This is a genomic window from Hymenobacter koreensis (assembly GCF_039541855.1).
Lineage (GTDB): Bacteria > Bacteroidota > Bacteroidia > Cytophagales > Hymenobacteraceae > Solirubrum > Solirubrum koreensis.
In genome coordinates this window covers 38889-58736 of the sequence record NZ_BAABHA010000014.1, presented here as the reverse complement: position 1 = coordinate 58736, position 19848 = coordinate 38889, and the positions used below count along the sequence as shown (strand labels likewise).

Annotated in this window: 20 protein-coding genes; 15 read left to right on the top strand and 5 right to left on the bottom strand. The window is 60.7% G+C overall.

All coding sequences use genetic code 11. From position 1 onward, the window contains the following. Positions 1-263 precede the first annotated feature (263 nt). Positions 264-1613, bottom strand: coding sequence for an SLC13 family permease (locus ABD903_RS18710; protein ID WP_345226833.1), 1350 nt, complete (start codon positions 1611-1613; stop codon positions 264-266). Positions 1614-1667: 54 nt separating this feature from the next. On the opposite strand from ABD903_RS18710, the gene ABD903_RS18705 reads away from it, so the two are divergent. From ABD903_RS18705 to ABD903_RS18680, 6 genes are all read left to right on the top strand, one after another. After that, the gene (locus tag ABD903_RS18705) at positions 1668-2117 is read left to right on the top strand and encodes a nucleoside deaminase (protein WP_345226832.1); all 450 of its coding nucleotides are present in this window, start codon (positions 1668-1670) and stop codon (positions 2115-2117) included. A 99-nt stretch (positions 2118-2216) separates the two neighbouring features. Further along, positions 2217-2822 carry a superoxide dismutase gene (locus tag ABD903_RS18700; RefSeq protein ID WP_345226831.1) on the top strand — a complete coding sequence of 202 codons (606 nt, stop codon included), beginning with the start codon at positions 2217-2219 and terminating at the stop codon, positions 2820-2822. 117 nt (positions 2823-2939) lie between these two features. Further along, complete coding sequence (locus ABD903_RS18695) at positions 2940-3212, top strand: ArsR/SmtB family transcription factor (RefSeq protein ID WP_345226830.1); 273 nt, start codon at positions 2940-2942, stop codon at positions 3210-3212. An 85-nt stretch (positions 3213-3297) separates the two neighbouring features. Next, positions 3298-4407, top strand: coding sequence for an alkene reductase (locus tag ABD903_RS18690; protein WP_345226829.1), 1110 nt, complete (start codon positions 3298-3300; stop codon positions 4405-4407). A gap of 328 nt (positions 4408-4735) precedes the next feature. Beyond that, positions 4736-6025, top strand: coding sequence for a nucleoside permease (locus ABD903_RS18685; RefSeq protein ID WP_345226828.1), 1290 nt, complete (start codon positions 4736-4738; stop codon positions 6023-6025). A 111-nt stretch (positions 6026-6136) separates the two neighbouring features. Next, the gene (locus ABD903_RS18680) at positions 6137-7246 is read left to right on the top strand and encodes an AAA family ATPase (protein WP_345226827.1); all 1110 of its coding nucleotides are present in this window, start codon (positions 6137-6139) and stop codon (positions 7244-7246) included. Between the two features lie 153 nt (positions 7247-7399). Here the strand turns inward: ABD903_RS18680 and ABD903_RS18675 are convergent, their stop codons facing one another. Next, positions 7400-7819 (bottom strand): nucleoside-diphosphate kinase, encoded by a 420-nt coding sequence (locus ABD903_RS18675; RefSeq protein ID WP_345226826.1) that lies wholly within the window; start codon positions 7817-7819, stop codon positions 7400-7402. 256 nt (positions 7820-8075) lie between these two features. On the opposite strand from ABD903_RS18675, the gene ABD903_RS18670 reads away from it, so the two are divergent. From ABD903_RS18670 to recO, 7 genes are all read left to right on the top strand, one after another. Beyond that, complete coding sequence (locus ABD903_RS18670; RefSeq protein WP_345226825.1) at positions 8076-9116, top strand: DHH family phosphoesterase; 1041 nt, start codon at positions 8076-8078, stop codon at positions 9114-9116. 132 nt (positions 9117-9248) lie between these two features. Continuing rightward, a complete protein-coding gene (locus tag ABD903_RS18665; RefSeq protein WP_345226824.1) occupies positions 9249-10268 on the top strand; it encodes an FKBP-type peptidyl-prolyl cis-trans isomerase in 1020 nt (339 codons plus the stop codon). A gap of 83 nt (positions 10269-10351) precedes the next feature. Next, on the top strand, positions 10352-10894 hold the full coding sequence (locus ABD903_RS18660) for an FKBP-type peptidyl-prolyl cis-trans isomerase (RefSeq protein ID WP_345226823.1): 543 nt from the start codon (positions 10352-10354) through the stop codon (positions 10892-10894). Positions 10895-10899: 5 nt separating this feature from the next. After that, entirely contained in the window at positions 10900-11334 is a 435-nt protein-coding gene (locus ABD903_RS18655) for an FKBP-type peptidyl-prolyl cis-trans isomerase (protein ID WP_345226822.1), read from the top strand. A gap of 151 nt (positions 11335-11485) precedes the next feature. Beyond that, complete coding sequence (locus tag ABD903_RS18650; RefSeq protein WP_345226821.1) at positions 11486-12115, top strand: thymidine kinase; 630 nt, start codon at positions 11486-11488, stop codon at positions 12113-12115. A gap of 59 nt (positions 12116-12174) precedes the next feature. After that, on the top strand, positions 12175-14475 hold the full coding sequence (gene porZ / locus ABD903_RS18645; RefSeq protein WP_345226820.1) for a type IX secretion system anionic LPS delivery protein PorZ: 2301 nt from the start codon (positions 12175-12177) through the stop codon (positions 14473-14475). Positions 14476-14583: 108 nt separating this feature from the next. Further along, positions 14584-15300 carry a DNA repair protein RecO gene (gene recO / locus ABD903_RS18640; RefSeq protein WP_345226819.1) on the top strand — a complete coding sequence of 239 codons (717 nt, stop codon included), beginning with the start codon at positions 14584-14586 and terminating at the stop codon, positions 15298-15300. Between the two features lie 46 nt (positions 15301-15346). On the opposite strand, the gene ABD903_RS18635 is transcribed toward recO, so the two are convergent. Continuing rightward, positions 15347-15667, bottom strand: coding sequence for a 2Fe-2S iron-sulfur cluster-binding protein (locus tag ABD903_RS18635; protein ID WP_345226818.1), 321 nt, complete (start codon positions 15665-15667; stop codon positions 15347-15349). A 59-nt stretch (positions 15668-15726) separates the two neighbouring features. Here ABD903_RS18635 and ABD903_RS18630 point away from each other — a divergent pair, with 59 nt between their 5' ends. Then, a complete protein-coding gene (locus ABD903_RS18630) occupies positions 15727-16977 on the top strand; it encodes a hypothetical protein (RefSeq protein WP_345226817.1) in 1251 nt (416 codons plus the stop codon). 21 nt (positions 16978-16998) lie between these two features. Continuing rightward, the gene (locus tag ABD903_RS18625) at positions 16999-18087 is read left to right on the top strand and encodes a hypothetical protein (protein WP_345226816.1); all 1089 of its coding nucleotides are present in this window, start codon (positions 16999-17001) and stop codon (positions 18085-18087) included. A 72-nt stretch (positions 18088-18159) separates the two neighbouring features. Here the strand turns inward: ABD903_RS18625 and rodA are convergent, their stop codons facing one another. Both rodA and ABD903_RS18615 read right to left on the bottom strand, forming a co-directional pair. Beyond that, a complete protein-coding gene (rodA, locus tag ABD903_RS18620; RefSeq protein WP_345226815.1) occupies positions 18160-19452 on the bottom strand; it encodes a rod shape-determining protein RodA in 1293 nt (430 codons plus the stop codon). A gap of 21 nt (positions 19453-19473) precedes the next feature. Further along, a complete protein-coding gene (locus tag ABD903_RS18615; protein WP_345226814.1) occupies positions 19474-19848 on the bottom strand; it encodes a four helix bundle protein in 375 nt (124 codons plus the stop codon).

Genomic DNA, 19848 nt, shown 5'->3' with positions numbered 1-19848 from the left:
TCGTTCCTGGCCTTCGCCCATTGCGCTGCTACTTTCGTTTGGTTACTCTGATTGTCAACACGCCCTAAATAATTTTTGATGCCGGTGTTATCAGACCAACAGCCCGTAAGGGCGGTCAACAAGCCAAAGGCAACTACAGTATTCTGTTTCCTGCTGCCCATTACGGTTCGTTAATGCTTGATAATTACATGGTGTACTAACGCGTTCAAGCGCATTTCTGTATCGTGAGGCTTGTTTACGACCTTGCCTTGTCCGCATACCAACTACGGAATGCCCACCAGGTTCAGCACGCTCTTGCCGGTCAGGCTGATGAGCAAACATCCGCCAATCATGAGCAGCAGGCCCGGTAAAAGTAAATCGGTAGTGCGCAGGCCTCCTTTGCTGTAAGCCAGCGCATTGGGCGGCGTACTGATAACAAAGGGCACGCCCATGGAAGCCGCCAGCGCCACCACGATGGCCGTAGACGGCGCCGGGTAAATTACCTGGCTCAGCGGCAGCAGCATAACCACCGCCGCCGTGTTGCTCATCAGGGCCGATAGTGTGGCCGTAACCATGCAAAGGAATACCAAACCCACGCCCGAAGGCAGCGCGGCCCAGTCTACGTGCCCGGCCAGGGTGCGCACCACGCCCGACTGCTCCAACAACCGCCCCAGCATGAGCCCACCCGCAATGAGCAGCAAGGTGCCCCAGTCCAGCTCACGCAGCGTGGCCGGCACCACCAGCCCCGTGGCGAACAGCACCGCCGCCGCGCCCAGCGCCACACCCGCCGTGGGAATGCCGTGCCAGGGCTCCGTGAGCCACAGCAGCACCGTAAGCCCCAGCACAAGCAGCAACTGATTGCGGCGTGGCGAAACAACGGCCGCACCAGGCGCCGGAGGCGCTGTCGGCAGCTGCTCCTGCCGCAGGCCGCACCGCCACGCCACCAGCACGATGGCGGCCAGCAGCAACCCCAGCGTGAGCGGCAGCGCAAACACCATCCAGGCGCTGAACGACACATCCGTACCCAGCTCGGCCGCCTGCGCCATGGCCAGCCCGTTGGGCCCAGTTCCAATGGGCGTAGCCATGCCGCCGAAGTCGGCGCCGAATGCCACGCCCAGCAGCAGGGCCCGCCGGGTGCCCGCCTCGCCGGGCAGCTGATTCAGCAGCGGCTGCAGACTAGCCAGCACCAGGGCCGCTGCGGCGGTATTGGAAACCCACATGGAGAGAAACGCCGTGAGCAGGGTAACCAGGATAAAAAGGCGCAGGGCCGAACTGCCCGCCAGCTGCACCACGCGCTGCACCAGCAGCTGATCCAGCCCGTGGGCGCTGATGGCGGCACTGAGCACGAAGCCGCCAAAAAACAAGGCCACCACCGGGTCGGCGCCCCAGCTCAATACCTGATCGAGGCGGTAGTCAGCATCGTGGCGACCCAACAGGGCGGGTACGAGTACGGCGAGCAGCAGGGCGGGTACAAACATGGGCACCGCCTCGCTTAGCCACAGCAGCAAACACACCGCCGCCAGCACCAGCGCCGCGCCCTGGGCAAAGCTGCTGACCATCGGCAGCAGCCCACCCACCGCCAGAGCGGCCGCTGCCGCTCCCCATAGCATGTTTCGCAGCGCAGCCGTCGTCATGGCGCCAAGGTAGCGGGGTTGGGCATTTTTCCGGCAGTGCTACCTTAGTGCCCTATGTCAGCTGCTGCCCTACACGAACGCCTGATGCGCCACGCCCTGCGCGAAGCCGAGTTGGCCTACGCCCTCGGTGAAATTCCCATCGGGGCCGTGGTGGCCTTCACCGCCACTGGCCAAATCATCGGGCGCGGGCACAACCAAACCGAGCAGCTGCGCGACGTAACCGCCCACGCCGAAATGCTGGCCCTCACGGCCGCTGCCAACTTCCTCGGCAACAAATACCTGCACGACTGCACCCTGTACGTAACCGTGGAGCCCTGCGTAATGTGCGCCGGCGCCAGCGCCTGGGCCCAGCTGCCACGCGTGGTGTTTGGCGCCCCCGAAGAAAAGTTCGGCTACCGCCGCCACGGCCAGCTGCTGCACCCGCGCTGCGAGCTAACCACCGGCGTGCTGGCCGACGAGTGCGCCGCCCTCATGCAGCGCTTCTTTGCTGGCAAGCGGAAATAGCTACTTTTGGCCGTACCCGCCGCCCGGCGTAACCCCCGGCCCGGTTCGGTGGTTATACCCTGACGTTCCTTTTTGTTCACCCCCAAACCCTACCCCACTATGGCTTTCGAACTGCCCCAGTTGCCTTACGCCTACAACGCGCTTGAGCCCCACATCGACGCCAAGACGATGGAGATTCACCACACCAAGCACCACCAGGCTTACGTGACGAACCTCAACAACGCCATTGCCGGCACCGAGCTGGAAAACCTCTCGCTCGAGGAGCTCATGAAGCAAATTGACAAGGCGCCAGCAGCCGTGCGCAACAACGGCGGCGGGCACTGGAACCACTCGCTGTTCTGGACCATCCTCGCCCCCAACGGCGGCGGCCAGCCCACCGGCCCCATCGCCGACGCCATCAACGCCGCCTACGGCAGCTACGACAAGTTCAAGGAGGAATTCACCAAAGCCGCCACCACGCGCTTCGGCTCGGGCTGGGCATGGCTGTGCAAAACCGCCGACGGCAAAGTAGAAGTGTGCTCCTCCCCCAACCAGGATAACCCCCTGATGCCCGGCGTAGGCTGCGGCGGCACCCCCATCCTCGGCCTCGATGTGTGGGAACACGCCTACTACCTCAACTACCAAAACCGCCGCCCCGACTACATCCAGGCGTTTTACAACGTCATTAACTGGGACGAAGTAAACCGCCGCTTCCAGCAGGCCTAGTGCAACCCGGCCGCATTCGGGACGCCTGTTAAAAAGCCCCCGATAGGCTGCGACACTTTTTTGAGCGTCGGCCGGTTCCTTTAGGGACCGGCCGATTCGCTTAGCTTTTCTACCCCCATGATGACTGCCCAACTCGTTGAGAAAACCACCGGCGCCCTCGCCGACAAGTACCGCTTGGCCATTGTGCTGGAGCTGGGCAAACGCGAGTCCATGGCCTTCGCCGACGTGCAGGAACTCACCGGCCTTTCCCAACCTTGCACCTCTCACCACCTGAAAGTGCTTAACGAAAGCGGCTTGGTTTTAACCCAGAAAACGGGCCGTTGCGTGCAGGTGCGCCTGAACCGCGAGGCACTCCGCGGGCTGTCGGCTTTCTTGGGGGAATTGGGTTAAAAAAATTTCCCTAAAACAATCCAAACATTTGAATGCGTTGTTGCTTTTAAGCGGCGACCATCCGTCAACCTAATCTTTGCTTATCATGTCTCAGAAACTCTTTTCGCCCGCCAAGCTCGGTGCTCTTACCCTGCAGAACCACGTGGTTATGGCTCCCATGACGCGCAGCCGCGCCCTCGGCAACGTGCCCAACGCCCTCATAGCCGAGTACTACGCTCAGCGCGCCTCGGCGGGCCTCATCATCACCGAAGGCACCTCGCCTTCGCCCAACGGCCTCGGCTACGCCCGCATTCCGGGCTTGTTTAACCAGGAGCAAGTGGCCGGCTGGCGCCTCACCACTGATGCCGTGCACGCCAAAGGCGGCCATATTTTCGTGCAGCTGATGCACACGGGCCGTATTGCCCACGGACTTAACCTCCCCGAGGGCGCCGAAATCATTGCGCCGTCGGGCGTAACCGCGGCCGGCGAAATGTGGACCGACGCGCAGCAGATGCAGGCGCACCCCGAGCCTCGGGCCCTGCGCACCGATGAGCTGCCCGCCCTGGCGCAGGAATTCGTGAACAGCGCCAAGCTGGCCATTGAAGCCGGTTTTGATGGCGTGGAACTGCACGGCGCCAACGGCTACCTGCTGGAGCAGTTCCTGCACCCCGTGGCCAACCAGCGCACCGACGCGTACGGTGGCTCGGTAGAAAATCGCGCCCGTTTCGTGCTGGAAGTGGCCGCCGCCGTTGCCGAGGCTATTGGACCCGAGCGTACCGGCATCCGCCTCTCGCCTTGGGGCGTAGCTTCCGACATGCCGCACTACCCCGAAATCGACGCCACCTACGCCTACCTGGCCACCGAGCTGCAGCGCCTGAACCTGGTGTACGTGCACCTCGTGGACCACAGCGCCATGGGTGCCCCCGCCGTACCCGCCGAAACCGTGGCTACGTTCCGCGAGCGTTTCACCAACAGCCTCATTTTAAGCGGTGGCTATGACGCGCAACTCGCTGAGGAAGCCCTGCAGAGCGGCCGCGCCGATTTAGTCGCCTTCGGTCGCCCGTTCATTGCCAACCCCGACCTGGTGGAGCGCCTGCGCACCAACGCCCCGCTCGCCCAACCCGACCAGGCGACCTTCTACGCCCCCGGCCCGGAAGGCTTCCACCAGGGATTCACCGATTACCCGGTACTCAGCGAAACAGAGGCCGCGCGCTAGCACTGCACACTATTGTATTCACAAAAAAGCCGCCTCCCTTGCAGGGGCGGCTTTTTTGTGCGTAAATCTCCAGCCGGCCCACAACCTTAGCCGCAGTATACACCTCACATTGGGCTTCCGATTTTGGCGGCAGCCTTCCGGCTCTCATGCCTCAGCCCTACCGCACCGATAGCCCGTAGCTACTGATGCACCTGATTATGTCTGCCTGATTTTGCCATTAATCGGGGTTTTGCAACGTAGGTCGGCTCTTCAAGTGCAATTCATGCAGGGAGAAATCGTGTATATTTATGGGCTAAATTCTCACCATTCCTCTTTCCCCCGCACCAGCATGAGTACTAAGCTGCGTCTTATTATCCTGAGCTTTCTACAGTTTTTTATCTGGGGCTCGTGGCTGATAACCATCGGGGCGTACTGGTTTCAGACCAAGGAGTGGTCGGGGGCGCAGTTCGGCGCCATTTTCTCCACCATGGGCATTGCGTCCATTTTCATGCCCTCGCTCATGGGCATTGTGGCCGATAAATGGGTGAATGCCGAGAAGCTGTACGGCATCCTGCACATTCTGGGCGGCCTTGTGCTTTTCACCATTCCCATGGTTACTGACCCCGGCATGTTCTTTTGGGTGATACTGCTGAACATGATTTTCTACATGCCCACGCTGGCCCTGAGTATTGCCGTATCGTACTCGGTGCTCAAGCGTGAGGGCTTCGACGTGGTGAAGGACTACCCGCCCATTCGCGTGTGGGGCACCATCGGCTTTATTGCGGCCATGTGGACGGTGAGCCTGCTGGGCTTCGAGAAATCGGCCAACCAGTTCTACATAGCGGCCGGCGCGGCCATTCTGCTGGGCTTTTACTCCTTCACGCTGCCCAAGTGCCCGCCCACCGCGCGTGATACGCCGAGCCGCTCTTTGGTCGATGTGCTGGGCCTGAAATCGTTTGCCCTGCTGCGCGATACGAAGATGCTCACCTTCTTCCTGTTCGCCATGCTGCTGGGCGCAGCCCTGCAGCTCACCAACGCCTACGGCGACACCTTCCTGCACGACTTCGACCAGAATCCGGCTTACAAGGACACCTTGGCGGTGAGGTACCCGGCCATTATCATGTCCATCTCGCAAATTTCCGAGACGCTGTTCATCCTGGCTATTCCGTTCTTCCTGCGTCGCTTCGGCATTAAGCAGGTAATGTTCTTCAGCATGATTGCCTGGGTGCTACGCTTTGGCCTGTTTGCCTACGGCGACCCGGGCAGCGGCCTGTGGATGATTGTCCTCTCGTGCATTGTGTACGGCATGGCCTTCGACTTCTTCAACATCTCCGGTTCGTTGTTCGTGGAAACCCAAACGGCATCGTCGATTCGGGCCAGCGCCCAGGGCTTGTTTATGATGATGACCAACGGTTTCGGCGCGGTACTCGGCAGCCTGGTAAGCGGTGTGGTTATCGAGCGGTTTTTCACCGGCCCCGATGGCGTAAGCAAGGACTGGCAAGGCATCTGGCTGGCTTTTGCCGGTTACGCCCTGGTTATTGCTGTGCTGTTTGTAATTCTCTTCAAGCACAAGCACACGCCCCAGGAGGTGCAAAACGCCGAGCACACCGAGCCCCTGCTGTCGGTGGAGCAAGCCTAAACTGCTGACCGCGGGTTACTCAACAACCGACTCGCCTTATAACGGCCGCGCCCTGGTTAACTTCGGTTGCCGGTGGCGCGGCCGGTTGTTTTCCGCTTTTCCTGTACGCAAATGTCTATACCGCTTACGTCCTCTCCCGCTCCAGCTAAAGTCGATTTGTCCACGACCTTCGACAAGTCTTTTTTCTTTATACCCGTAGCTTGGTTTTACCAGTATTTCGGTGAGCTGCCTCGCAGAATCATGTACCAGCTGTCGAGCCCCGAAGCACGCCTGCTCGTGCTTAAAGGCCTGGCTGATTTCTGCGACCTGGAAACCGCCACGGTGGCCCATTCGGTTTACATGGAAAAGGCCGGCGACGAGCCCGAACTGCACCTGCATGCCCTGAATCTGGCGCCGCACCTGCTGCTGGTGTTTCAGGACAACGCCGCCTACAGTGACCGGGGTGCCCACCTGTTTTACTCGCTCCACACCGAGCCCGAAACCCTCCGCCGCGTACAGGAGCTACTGGTGTCTCACCTGGAAACCGGTTTGCAGGAGCGGCAGCGCCTGCACGTGTTGCGCCTCGACTCCAAAGACCTGGAGTTTATGCCGCTCGACATCAAAATCCCGGCCCTGGACCTTGCCACGCACTACAACGACGACCTGCTGCCCGTGCACGATACCATTGTACAGCGTCTGCAAAAACCCCAGGACAAAGGCATCGTCATTTTGCACGGCCCGCCCGGCACCGGCAAAACGAGCTACATCCGCCACCTGTGCGGCCTCACCGATAAGCCCAAGCTGTTCATTCCGCCCAACCTAGCGGCCCGCATTGCCGACCCCGAATTCATTAACCTGCTGCACGATAACACCAACTCCATCCTCATCATCGAAGACGCCGAGGAACTGCTCATGAAGCGCGATGGGCACGGCTCAAACGCCGTGAGCAACCTGCTGAACCTCTCCGACGGCTTGCTGGCCGACTGTTTCCACATTCAAATCGTGTGCACCTTTAACACCGATTTATCGCGCATCGATAGCGCCCTGCTGCGCAAAGGCCGCCTAATTGCCGCCTACCATTTCCAACCGCTCAGTCAGGGAAAAGCCCAAGCATTGGCTACCCGTATGGGGCAGGAAACGCCCATAAACGCGCCTATGGCCCTTGCCGACCTGTACAACCGCGACGAGCCGGTCTTCAACGTTTCTGGCACCCCGGCGCGCATTGGCTTTGGAGGCCGTTAGTACAAAAACGGTATTAAATCGGCACAAAAATAGCAAACGCAAAAACCCGCCCTGCGCATTGCAAAGCGGGTTTTTGTTTGATTTCAGCGGCAAGATACCACAAAGTCGCACTTTTCAGCAAAGCCGGCAAGTGCTGCTGGGCTACCGGGCTGACTAGAACTGCTCGTCGGCGGGGAAGTAGAAGTCGCCTTCGATCTGGGCGTTTTCGTCGGAGTCGGAGCCGTGCACGGCGTTGGCTTCGATGCTCTTGGCGTACTTCTTACGGATGGTGCCTTCGGCGGCTTGGGCCGGGTTAGTGGCGCCAATCAGCTCACGGAAAGCGGCTACGGCGTTGTCTTTCTCCAGAATGGCAGCCACGATGGAGCCCGACGACATGTAGGTCACCAGGTCGTTGTAGAAGGGGCGCTCCTTGTGCACCTCGTAAAACTTGCCGGCACGCTCGGGCGTCAGGCGGGTTTTCTTGAGGGCAATGATGCGGAAACCGGCCTTTTCGATGTCGGCGAGGATGTTACCCGTGTTGCCATCTTGTACAGCATCGGGCTTAATCATGGTGAACGTGCGGTTCGTGGCCATGGCGAAGGGAGGGGTTATATGAAGACTAACCGGAGGTGGCGAGTCGGTTTCAGAAAAAACTTTTGCGGCCGCAAAAATAGCAGCTACACCCCAAAGCGCCGCACAGCACCCCAATATAGCGGCCCGTGGCGCTAATAAGCTGAACCAAGGCTTGCGGCATCGGTGTTGCAGCAGCACAAGTTTGCGAATCATTCCCGAAATTTGCCCCCTTGCGCACCGTTTAAGGCGCGCATAGTCAGTTAACTATCAGCCGGCAATGCACGACGTCACGGCGCTGAAAGAACTCCTCCAGGAGCCTCGGCACATCTTCATAACCACCCACCACAAGCCCGATGCCGACGCCTTGGGCTCGTCGCTGGGCTTAGCAGGCTACCTGCGCAAAAAAGGCCACCACGTGACGGTGGTCACCCCTTCCGACTACCCCGACTTTCTGAGCTGGATGCCGGGTAACGAGGACGTTATCGTGTACGAACCGCGCCGCAACGACCGGCAGGTACGTGAAATTATCGGCACGGCCGAAGTCCTGTTCTGCCTCGATTTCTCGTCGCTGGGCCGCATTCATGAGCTGGGCGAATACGTGCGGCAGGCTCCCGGCAAAAAGGTACTCGTGGACCACCACGAGCAGCCCGAACCCTTCGCCGACATTGCCTTTTCTTTTCCGTCGGCGGCGGCCACGGCGGAGCTGGTGTTCGAACTGATTCGTGACCTGGGCGACCAAGCCCTCATCGACCCGGCTATTGGCGAGTGTTTGTACGCGGGCATCATGACGGATACGGGCTCGTTCCGCCACCCCAGCACCTCGCGCAACGTGCACCTCATTATTGCCGAGTTGCTCGATGCCGGCATCGACCTCTCGTCGGTACACCGCCGCATCTACGACTCGCACTCCGAGGAAAGGCTGCGCTTCCTGGGCTTCGTGCTGAAAGACAAGCTGCGCGTGCTGCGCGAGTACAACACAGCCTACATTGCCATTACGGCCGACGAGCTAAAGCAATACCACTCCAAAACCGGCGACACCGAGGGCTTGGTGAACTTTGCGCTCAGCATCGAGGGCATTGTGTTTGCGGCCATTCTCATCGACCGCGTGCAGGCCGTTAAAATCTCCTTCCGCTCGGTGGGCTCGTTCTCGGTGAGCGAGTTTTCGCGCCGCCACTTTAACGGCGGTGGGCACCATAACGCGGCCGGCGGCATCAGCCACGAGCCCCTGGAAACCACCGTGCAAAAATTCCTGAGCTTGCTACCCGATTACCAGGCCGACCTGGTAACTGCACCGCTGGCGGTGGGGCCGTCGCAGTAAAGAAGCCGGGAGTACTGGCCGCAATGCGCGGGGCTAACCGTTCGGTTCCGCTTGCATATTACCCGGCACTTCCAACTCAATACTAGCGTCTTGTTACCTTCGCCTCGCATCTTTTCATCCCTTCTCTTTTTCATGCTTCGCAAATCCCTCCTGTTGTGGCCCGCCTTGGTGGCCGGCGCGCTTAGCCTGCAGTCCTGTGATAAGGCCGGCGGCGGCAACTTCGCCAAGACCCAATCGGGCATCGAGTACAAAATCTTCAAGAACGAGGGCGGCAAGTACAGCAGCCGTACCATTCCGGCCAACGGCGACACCGCCGCTTACCGCAAGCGCCTGGGCCAGATCATTGCCCTGCACGTGGAGTACCGCACGGCCAAAGACTCGGTGTTGTTCGAGTCGCGCAAGCAGCAAATGGGGTACCCCGTACGCGTACCGCTGCAGGCCGTAGTGCGCAAAGGCGGTTTGGAAGAAGCCATTTCGTTACTCGAAGCCGGCGACTCGGCCGTGTTCCGCTTTAACGCCGACTCGCTGTCGGTGAAAACCACCGGCCAGCCCGCGCCGCCGCCCATCAAAAAGCACGGCAACACCATGACCTTGTTCGTGAAGGTGGATGCCATTCAGAGCCAGGCCGATGCCATGGCCGCGCAGCAGAAAGCCATGCAGGAAATGCAGACCAAGCAGATGCAGCACGCCGAGCAGCAGAAGCCGAAGGATGCCGCTACCATTCAGGAGTACGTCAAGAAAAACAACCTGACCACGCAAGCCACGCCTTCGGGCTTGCACTACGTGGTTACCCAGCCCGGCACCGGCGCCAAGCCTACTCAGGGCCAAACCGTGGCCGTGAAATACCGCGGCACCCTGCTCAACGGCAAAGAGTTCGACTCGTCGGCCAAGAGCCCGGGCGGCCAGCCCATTGAATTCCCGCTGGGCGTGGGCGCCGTAATTCCCGGCTGGGACGAAGGCATTGCCCTGCTCAACAAAGGCTCGAAGGCCGTGCTGCTGATTCCCTCCAGCCTGGCTTACGGCCAGCGCGGAGCCGGCGCCGACATTCCGGCCGATGCCGTGCTGCGCTTCGATGTGGAGCTGGTAGACGTGAAGGCTGCTCCGGCCCCCGCGCCGGGTGGTATGCCCCAGGGCATGCCGCAGGGTCGTTAGGCGCGTATACCTGTTGCCGAATGCAACCATTCCCGCGGGCGGCCGGCTCTTATGGCCAGCCGCCCGTTTTTTTCCTTACCGCCATGCGTACGCTTTCTTTACTTTCCCTCCCTTCCTTTGGTCGCCTCCGCGGGCTGCTTGCCCTGCTGCTGCCTTTGCTGCTGCTTACGGCCGCCTGCAAAAAGGACGACGCCTTTTCTGCACAGATCGAAGCCCAGAAAAAGCTCGACGACGAAGCCATCCGGGAATACCTGACCAAAAACAACATCACGACCTTCGAGAAAACCGAATCGGGGCTGTACCTGGTATTCACGAAAGATGAGCCCGGGGTGCTGATTAGAGCGGGCAACAGCGTGCAGGCTAAGTACATCGGTCGTTTCCTCGACGGCAGGGTTTTCGACTCGTCGTACGACAACAACCTGCTCTGCCAGTGCTTTAGCTTCCGCGTGGGTCAGTCGCCCCTGCAAGTAATTCAGGGCTGGGACGAAGGCTTCCGCCTCATGAACAAAGGCGACGAAGTAAAGCTGCTGGTACCCTCGTACATGGCGTACGGCACGCGCGGCGGCGGCTCCATCGGCCCCAATACACCCATTCAATTCGACATCGTCGTTACGGACGTTCGCTAAGGTTTATGGTGCGTACGCTCCTCGTAGGATGGCTGCTGCTGGCAGCGGTGGCAGGCCAGGCCCAGGTGCCCCGGCCCGATACCCTGCAAACAGTTCGTGGCGTGCGTTACGTGCTGCACGAAGCTGGCACCGGCGAGCTGCCTAGTGCCAACGGCCGCGTGGTGGTGCACTACTCCGCTTTCCTGCCCAACGGCCGCCTGTTCGACTCTTCGGCTACCCACGGCCGGCCGGTGCGCCTGCGGCTCGGGCGCGGGGAGGTAATTCAGGGCTGGGAAGAGCTACTGCCCCTGCTGCACGCCGGTGCTCGCGTATGGGCCCGCATTCCGGCCGCGCTGGCCTACGGCGCTGCCGGCCAACGCGACCCCGACGACGAACGCCTCTACCGCGTGCCCCCGAACACCGACCTGCTTTTTGAGCTGTCCATCGTACGCGTAAACTAACCCCGGCCGGAATGCTTCCCAGCGTTCCGGCCGGCTCTTTTTAGGCCCAGCCCGCGCCTGCAGACCGGCCAATAGTTGCGCCCCCGTTTGCCAAACCACGTCGGCCGGGCGTAACTTGGGTCGTTGAACCCGCTCTGAATTTCCGCCATCCATGTTTATAGAACCCCGCGTAGGCAACGGCCGCCACGCCGCACGCCGCGGCTGGATTGAAGTGGTGGTCGGCTCGATGTTTTCGGGCAAGACCGAAGAGTTGATTCGCCGCCTGAACCGCGCCAAAATTGCCCGTCAGCGCGTCGAGATATTCAAGCCCGGCCTGGATAAGCGCTACCATGAGCTCGATGTGGTTTCGCATAACGCTACCAGCATCCGCTCCACACCCGTCACGTTTCCTAACGAAATGTTGTTGCCCGCCAGCAGCTGCGATGTAGTGGGCATCGACGAAGCCCAGTTCTTCGACGAGTCCTTGGTGGAAGTGTGCAACCAGCTGGCCGACCACGGCGTGCGCGTTATTGTGGCCGGCCTCGACATGGACTACCTGGGCAAGCCCTTTGGGCCGATGCCAGCCCTCATGGCCGTAGCCGAGTACGTAACCAAGGTGCATGCCGTGTGCGTGTGCTGCGGAGACATTGCCACTTACTCTTTCCGCAAAGCCGCCTCGGCCGAACAGATTCTGCTCGGCGAAACCGATTCCTACGAAGCCCGCTGCCGCCATTGTTTCCTGGAAGGGCAGCAGGAAAAAGCCGCCGATACCCACGCGGCAGCCGAGGCGGTGAAGCACTAATTGCGGCTCGGCTTCGTTATGTCCGCGCTACCGCACAGCCCCGTCTTTTCCCGTTGCTTATGAGTTCTTCGCTACGTGCGTTTTTACTGGTTTTGCTTGCGGCCGTGGTCCTTACGAACGTGCCGGTGTATGCCCAGCGCACGGCGGGTTTTGGCGACTGGCAGCTGCATTTGCCCACCAATTTCAGCCTTGCCATTGCCGACGCCGGCGACCGGCTGTACGTGGTTTCCGCCGACGTTTTTTACGTTTTCGACAAGGACCTGAAGACGGTGCAGCCCCTCTCCCGCCGCGATGGGCTGAGCGACGTGGGTGTGAGCACCGTGGCCTACGATTCGGTGAGCAGGCAGGTAGTGGTGGGGTACCGCAGCGGCACCATTGATATTCTGCGGGCTAACGGGCGGCTGGTTACCAGCATTTTCGATATTCAGCGCAAGCCCTTGCAAGGCAGCAAGGCCATTTCGGCGGTGCATTTCAGCGGCCGCAACGGCTACGTCACCACGCCCATTGGTATTGTGGTGCTGGACATGCAGCGCCTGGAAATCCGCGACACGTACGTGAACATTGGCCCCCAGGGCACGGTGCCGCGCGTGTACGCTACGGCCGTACTCGGCGACTCGCTGTATGCCACCTCCGACATCGGGATTCTCAGCGGCCGCATCGGCACCAACCTGCTCGATTTTCGCCAATGGCGCCTGCGGGCGGGCTTGCGGGCGGTTCCGCTGGAGCTGCACACCCGGCAGCTGTTTGCGGGCGTGGGCGGTTCCTTATTCACCAACACCGGCAACGGCCGCTGGACCCGCGTGAATTACAATGGCTCCAACATCCGGTCGTTGCGCACGTCGGCGGCCGGTTTGCTCGTAACCGAGCCCAGCCGGGTAACCGTGCTGGCAGGCGGCTCCGGGGTTGTGCGAAACCAGTTGCAGTCGGCGCTGGTAACCAATGCTTTCGATGCCGTACGGGCCCGCAGCGGGCCGGTGTACGTGGCCGATGCCGCCAAGGGCGTGGTGGAAATTAACCTGCGCGACCAGAGCGCCGAAAGCTATGCGGCCAACGCGCCGGCCACCGCTCAGGTGTTCGGCTTGCTGGCCAGCGGCGGAAAAGTAAACGTGTTTCCGGGTGGCTACAACGGCGCTTACGAGCAGAGCGACAACCGCAGGGGCTTCTTTGAATACGATGAAAACGGGCGCTGGACCAACTACGACCCGATTACGCTACCCACGCAGTTTCCCAACGTGGACGACCTGGTGCGGGGCGCCCGCACCCCCGACGGCACCCTGTACGTGGCCAGTTACGGCGACGGACTGGTGGAGTGGAAAGGCCCCGGCGAGTTCCGCACGTTCGCGGAGGGCACGCCGGGCACGCCGCTGCTCAACTCAGCATCTCTCCCCCGCTTTACCCGCATTACCGATGTAGCCAGCGACGCCGAAGGCAACGTGTGGGTAACCAACCGACACCAATTTGCGGGCCGCTCTGGGCTGTTCGTGTTCAACCCCGCCACTACCCAGTGGCGCAGCGTTCCTTACTTTACCGGCTCCGAAAGCCTGGGACGAATTGTTATCGACGATTCCAACCATGCCTGGGTGGTATCGGACCGGCGCAGCGGTGTTTCGCGCGTAACGGTGGCCGACGGAAACGGCCAAACCCGCTCGTTTAGCAATGGCGAGGGCCTGCCCAGCAACACGTTTTACGCCATAGCCAAAGACCGGGAAGGCCGTATTTGGGTAGCCACCGAGGCCGGCGTGGCCGTGTACGATGACCCCGCCACCGTATTTACCGCCCCCGAAAGCTTCCGCAAACCCCTGGTAGTGCGCGGCGCCGGCACCGGCTTCGATTTGCTCTCGACCGACGTGGTAACGGCCATTGCCATCGACGGCGCCAACCGCAAATGGTTCGGGACGAACAACGGCCTGTGGCTGTTTAACGCGAACGGCGACGAAAGCCTGCAGCACTTTACCACGGCCAACAGCCCCTTGCCCTCCAATAGAATCCTGGACGTGTCCGTGAACGACCGAACCGGCGAAGTGTGGGTGGGCACCGATGTCGGCGTGGTGGCCTACCGTGGCTCGGCCACGGTAACCGAAGGCAAGCCCGAATGCGCCAAGGTATTTCCGAACCCCGTTCGCCGCGATTTTGCCGGGCAGGTGGGTATTTCGGGCATAGCCAACAATGCGGAGGTCAAAATTACCGACGTAACGGGCACCCTGGTGTACCAAACCCGCGCCACGGGCGGTACCGTGGTCTGGAACCTGGCCGATTACAACGGCCGCAAGGTGCAATCGGGCGTGTACCTGGTGCTTACCTCCGACGCCCAGGGCGAAAACGGGTGCATTGCCAAAGTAGCCGTGGTGAACGGCCGCTAACGCGTATTAACCCCAACATAAAAAGCGTCGGCAGGAGATTTTGCCGGCGCTTTTTTGCGTAAAGCGGTGTTCTTTGTTCTTCGCTTCGTCTGCTTTTCGCCTGCTCTCATGCTCATCAAAACCCGCGGCATCGTTCTCAACTACCTCAAATACCGCGAAACGTCCATCATTGCCCGTATTTATACCGAACAGCGGGGCGTGCAGTCGTACATCGTGAACGGGGTGCGCCGGGCCAAGCCGCCGGGCCGCATTGCGCTGTTTCAGCCCTTCACCCTGCTCGATCTGGTGGCTTACGTGTCGCCGCGGGGCGGCCTCACCCGCCTTTCGGAGTTTCGTTGCGCGCACCCCTACCGCACCATTCCGTACGACTTCAGCAAAAGCAGCGTGCTGCTCTTTCTCTCCGAAGTGGTAAGCCGCTCGGTGCGCGAGGAAGAAGAAAACCCCGATATGTTCGCTTTCCTGCACGATTCGTTGCTGGCCTACGACGCCCAGCAGGAGCACTACGAGAACTTTGCGCTGCTTTTTTTGCTGCGGCTAGCCAATTACCTGGGCTTCGGGCCCGAGTCGGGCCACCAGATTACCGAACAGGTGGCGTTTGCCATCGACATCAACCAAACGACCACAGCCCGCGCTACCGTCATGCGCTTTCAGGAGTTCGAGCACCATTTCGACGAGCTGCTGAGCAACACGCCCAGTCCCACCATTCCCAATGGCCGCGTGCGCCGCGAGCTGCTGAACATTCTGCTGCGCTATTACCAGTTGCACGTGGAGGGCCTGGGCGACATCCGTTCGTTGGATGTGCTGTCGGAATTGCTGGCCGAATAAAGTGGGCTCAGGGGATGAAGGCAGCCCCTTTTTCTTTCTCAATTAGCTACTCGCTTCCGGAATCAACCACGTACTGCACGTGTGGCAGCTGGGTGGCTTCCGGCACTCGGCCAATTAGGTTGCCTTCGGGCAACTGGGCCTGGCAGGTGAGGCGCGAGGTTAATGCCAAACGGCCGCGGGCGTGGTAACGCTCTTCGGCAGCGGTGGGCGGCGCGAGGTGCTCGGATCCGGAAATTACGTCGAGGCGGCAGGTAGTGCAGCGGCCGCGCGCACCGCAGGCATGCATCCAATCGTGGCCGGCTGCGTGTAAGGCTTGCAGAAGCGTTTGGCCGGGCAAAACCGACACGGGCGCTCCGGGCAGATTCAAAACCGTCAGTAAAGCCATTTTTGGCGTAAATTGCCTGCTAAAGCAGGTTTTCAGTGGTGATGCAAGATACGTATAGCAGCGCGCAGCTGCAGGATTACGGCCGCCGATTGGCCACCCGCGTCTGTGACGCCCACTTTTCGACCCAACCCGTGGGCGCTACCCTCGACGGCCCTGCCGTGTTGCGCTTAACGCCGGTTCGGCAGCTCAATCTGTTTGTGGTACAGCAGCTTCTAGCCCAGTGGACCCAGGAAATGGCGCGCCTTCGCAGCCCGTATTTCGATTACGAAGACGCGGCTGTGCGGCAAACCCTTACGCAACTCATGAACTTGCTCTCGCGCCGCATTCGGCTGACGCGGGCTACGTATGAGCCCTTGCTGGCCCAGGCTGCCACCGATACGCTGCGGGCTGCTTTGGAGCCCGTAGCCATCTTCGGCGACAAGCTGTTTCCGGTCGATCAAGCCTCGGCCACGCCCGCCCAGCTGCGCGATGCCCTGCGCTACACGGAGGTCAACAAGCCGCTATTTCAGTCGTTTATCGACAGCCTGCCGGCCGATGTGCCGCAGGAGCGTGACTACCTGCTGAACCGCTTTCGGCTGCACACCGAAGCGCACTACAAGGAATTGCAGCCCGCCGAGCAAATCATGCACGAGTTGAGCGCCCTGCTTCCCGTGTACGCTGCCGATTTACGCGAACCGGCTCCGAAGCCCGCACCGGCTGAGGTAAGCACTCCGGAATCCAAACCCATTCCAGCAGCTGCAGCGCCCGAACCAGCCCCGGCGCGAGTAGTAGAGCCGACGCCGGCACCCACGCCACCGCCACCTGCCCCGGAGCCCGTTTCCGCTCCCGAACCTGTTGCGGCGGTAGCCACCCCAACACCGGAGCCCGAACCTCAGGCCGCGGCTGTAATTCCGGCCCCGGCAGCTCCGGCGGAGCGCGTATCCATTGCCGAGGCAGTAGTGCCGGGCAACCGGCTGCATGAAAAGCTGGCCTCGTCGAACGCCAAAACCGAAACCCTGAAGGAGAAGCTGGCCCAGACGAACGCGCCGGTTTCCACGCTGGCCGACGTGCAGCCCAAGGTGGAATCCTTGCGCAATGCCATTTCCATCAACCAACGTTTCAGCTTCATTAACGAGCTGTTTAACGGCGAGAATATGGAATACCACGCGGCTATTGAGCACCTAGACTCGCTGCCCTCGGCCGACGCCGCCCGCCAGTACGTGCAGGACGACTTGGCCCAACGCTACCAGTGGGTGCGCAAAGACGAGCACGTAGCCAAGCTGCTCCGGCTCATCGACCGCAAATTCGCCTAGCCGGGCCGTAGCTTGAAGCCCTTGGAATTTTTCCCGGATGCTCGCCAAGCCGGCCCGATTAGCCTGGGATGGCGCCGGCTGCTGCTGGTGTATGCCCTGGCCGTTGGAATGTTGGCCGGCAGCGCGTATACCATGTACGTGCACTTCGATTTCTCGCATTCTTCTGACACGCGCAGCTACCTGCGTATGGCGAAGGGCGAGTTTCGAGGCGTGCGCATAACCCACCGCTACCGCGTGTTGGTGCCGGCCGTTGCGGCCACCGTGGCAGCTCCCATTGAGTTGATTTATGCCCGGGTATGGCCCCACCGCGCCGCCTCCGATTGGCCGCTGCGTCTGGGATTTTACGTGGTGAATACGTTGGTACTGGGCGGGGCGGGGGTGTTCTTGTTTCTCACCTGTTTGCGTTGCGGGGCCTCACCGGGCGCAGCTGCGCTGGCCGTAGCAGCGGTACTCAGCAGCCGCTGGGCCGTGTACGTTGCCGGTCTGCCCCTCGTCGATAGCCTGTACATGCTGGTATTTGCGCTGGCATTTTACGCCAGCGTCAGTGGCTCTACCGCGGCTTTGGTAGCGTGTATTGTGCTGGGCCCGCATGCCAAAGAGTCGTTCCTGTTTTTGATTCCGTGGCTGCTGGTATTTGGGCGCAACGCCGGCCGCTTGCCTTTGCAACTGAGCTTACTGGCGGGGTCATTAGCGGTGGCCTACGGCGTGCGGTACTACATTGATGCCCGGCTGGGGGCACCGCCTTCGGAAAGCGTGAACAACGCGCTGGCGCACTTGGAAAACCTTAGCTACTCGCTGCGGCGCATGTTTTCGCCCAAAGGTGTAGGCGAGTTATTCAGCATATTCGGCTTTTTTAGTTTGGTTTTGCTGGCGGGGCTGCAGGGCGGCCGCGCTGCCTGGCAACGTTGGCCGCGGCACCTTACCTGGGCTTGTGCAGGCCTGGTGCTGGTGGTGCTGGCCCACATGCTACTCTCCGGCGACCTGGGCCGAATGGGCTACCTGGCGGCGCCGGCGTTTGCAGTAGCGTTCAGCCGCTTGATAACCTACCATCCCTGGTTTACATGGCTAGGCCTCGGCAACCGCGCTTACGCAGATGCTCCTGTGGCGTAATGCAATGCATTGCGCCATATCTGCTTTCAGGAGCTGAAATAACAGGCATGGCCGGTTAGTGGTAGCAGCGCTTTAGCGCACCAAATCCTGCTTGCGGTAGGCATCAATAGCCAGCAGGATAAAGAGCAGAATGGTGAACGACCACAGCGACGAGCCGCCGTAGCTGAAGAACGGCAGCGGAATGCCCACTACCGGCGCCAAACCAATGGTCATGCCCACGTTCACCACAAAGTGGAAGAAGATGATGCTCGCCACGCAATAGCCGTAGGTACGCCCAAATACGGATTTCTGACGCTCGGCTACATAGATGATGCGCAGCAGCAACGCCATGAACAGGATGGTCAGGGTCATGGTGCCCAGCCAGCCCCACTCCTCGCCTACCGTGCAGAAAATAAAGTCGGTGCTTTGCTCGGGCACGAAATCGAAGCGGGTTTGAGTGCCTTCCAGGAAGCCCTTGCCGGTAAGCCCGCCCGATCCGATGGCAATTTTTGATTGAGTTACGTTCCAGCCCACACCCAGCGGATCGGCAGAAGGGTTCAACAGCACTTCAATGCGCTTGCGCTGGTGGTTCTGCAGCACGTTGTTGTAAAAGAAATCGACGCCGAAAACCATGCCCAGCACAATGGCCCACACCGATATGGCCAGCGGCAGATGGTGGCGCAAAACTTTGGTATTGAACACGAAGACCAGCACCAAAATCAACGTAAAAATGCCCACCAGCCATAGCTTGGGCACCAGCAGCGACAGGATGAGTACCGCGCCGGCAGCCGCCAGAACAAGCAAAATGAGCGGCGACATGCCTTCGCGGAAATAAGCCAGCAAAAAGGCGCCGAATACCAACGCTTGGCCGGTTTCGTTGGAGGCAATGATGAGCACCGGCGGCAAGAGCGTAAGGCCGGCCAACACCAACTGCTGCTGGAACGCCTGCTGGCGCAGGTTAATACCAGCCATAAAGCGCGAGGCGGCCAGGGCCGTAGTGAACTTGGCAAACTCGGCGGGCTGGAGACGGATGGGGCCGAGTTCCAGCCACGAGCGGGACCCGGCAATGGGCCGCGCAATAACCAGCGTAACCAGCAGCAACACAATCATGCCGCCGTACAGCACGTAGGCAAACGTATCGTAGGCTTTGTAGTCCACGACGAGCAGCACCCCGATGAGCAGCACCGACGCCCCAATCCAGATGAGCTGCTTGAACCAGTTGTAGTCCATGAGCCCGCTCCAGTCGGCGGCAAAAACGCGCGAAAACGGCACCTCGGCCGAATACGACGCGGCGTACACGTTCAGCAGCCCGAGGCCCACCATGCAGGCGTAGAGCCCAACGGTAATCCAGTCGATGCTGCGGCTATAACGGGCGGGCTGTTTCAATTAAAAATGACAAATTAAAAATTACAAACTCTCATCCGCGTCATCCGGGCGGCGGGTGGTCAGGACGATGGAAGCCAACAGTCTTTTCAGTTCTTCGGCCTCCTCGAGCAGAGAATCGGCCAAGCGCGGGTCCACTAGGTTAGTGTCGCGCAGCAGGCGCAGCCAGTAATGGGTTTCGCGGGCCTCTTTGTAGGCAATGCTGCATTTGGCCGCAAAATCCCGCCGGGAAATGCCGCCGACGGCTTCTTCCACATTCGCCCCAATGGACGTTCCGCTCCGCAGCACTTGCTCAGCTAAGGCCAGCGGCTGTCGTTGCTGCTTCATATGCAAATACAGCCGCACGATGCGCACCGCGTACGCATAGCTTTTGTTTAGCACTACGTTGTCGGTTTTCAT

Coding starts and splice junctions, on each gene's coding strand:
- ABD903_RS18710 (WP_345226833.1), bottom strand. CDS start 1,613: ATGACGACGGCTGCGCTGCGAAACATGCTATGGGGAGCGGCAGCGGCC.
- ABD903_RS18705 (WP_345226832.1), top strand. CDS start 1,668: ATGTCAGCTGCTGCCCTACACGAACGCCTGATGCGCCACGCCCTGCGC.
- ABD903_RS18700 (WP_345226831.1), top strand. CDS start 2,217: ATGGCTTTCGAACTGCCCCAGTTGCCTTACGCCTACAACGCGCTTGAG.
- ABD903_RS18695 (WP_345226830.1), top strand. CDS start 2,940: ATGATGACTGCCCAACTCGTTGAGAAAACCACCGGCGCCCTCGCCGAC.
- ABD903_RS18690 (WP_345226829.1), top strand. CDS start 3,298: ATGTCTCAGAAACTCTTTTCGCCCGCCAAGCTCGGTGCTCTTACCCTG.
- ABD903_RS18685 (WP_345226828.1), top strand. CDS start 4,736: ATGAGTACTAAGCTGCGTCTTATTATCCTGAGCTTTCTACAGTTTTTT.
- ABD903_RS18680 (WP_345226827.1), top strand. CDS start 6,137: ATGTCTATACCGCTTACGTCCTCTCCCGCTCCAGCTAAAGTCGATTTG.
- ABD903_RS18675 (WP_345226826.1), bottom strand. CDS start 7,819: ATGGCCACGAACCGCACGTTCACCATGATTAAGCCCGATGCTGTACAA.
- ABD903_RS18670 (WP_345226825.1), top strand. CDS start 8,076: ATGCACGACGTCACGGCGCTGAAAGAACTCCTCCAGGAGCCTCGGCAC.
- ABD903_RS18665 (WP_345226824.1), top strand. CDS start 9,249: ATGCTTCGCAAATCCCTCCTGTTGTGGCCCGCCTTGGTGGCCGGCGCG.
- ABD903_RS18660 (WP_345226823.1), top strand. CDS start 10,352: ATGCGTACGCTTTCTTTACTTTCCCTCCCTTCCTTTGGTCGCCTCCGC.
- ABD903_RS18655 (WP_345226822.1), top strand. CDS start 10,900: ATGGTGCGTACGCTCCTCGTAGGATGGCTGCTGCTGGCAGCGGTGGCA.
- ABD903_RS18650 (WP_345226821.1), top strand. CDS start 11,486: ATGTTTATAGAACCCCGCGTAGGCAACGGCCGCCACGCCGCACGCCGC.
- porZ (WP_345226820.1), top strand. CDS start 12,175: ATGAGTTCTTCGCTACGTGCGTTTTTACTGGTTTTGCTTGCGGCCGTG.
- recO (WP_345226819.1), top strand. CDS start 14,584: ATGCTCATCAAAACCCGCGGCATCGTTCTCAACTACCTCAAATACCGC.
- ABD903_RS18630 (WP_345226817.1), top strand. CDS start 15,727: ATGCAAGATACGTATAGCAGCGCGCAGCTGCAGGATTACGGCCGCCGA.
- ABD903_RS18615 (WP_345226814.1), bottom strand. CDS start 19,848: ATGAAAACCGACAACGTAGTGCTAAACAAAAGCTATGCGTACGCGGTG.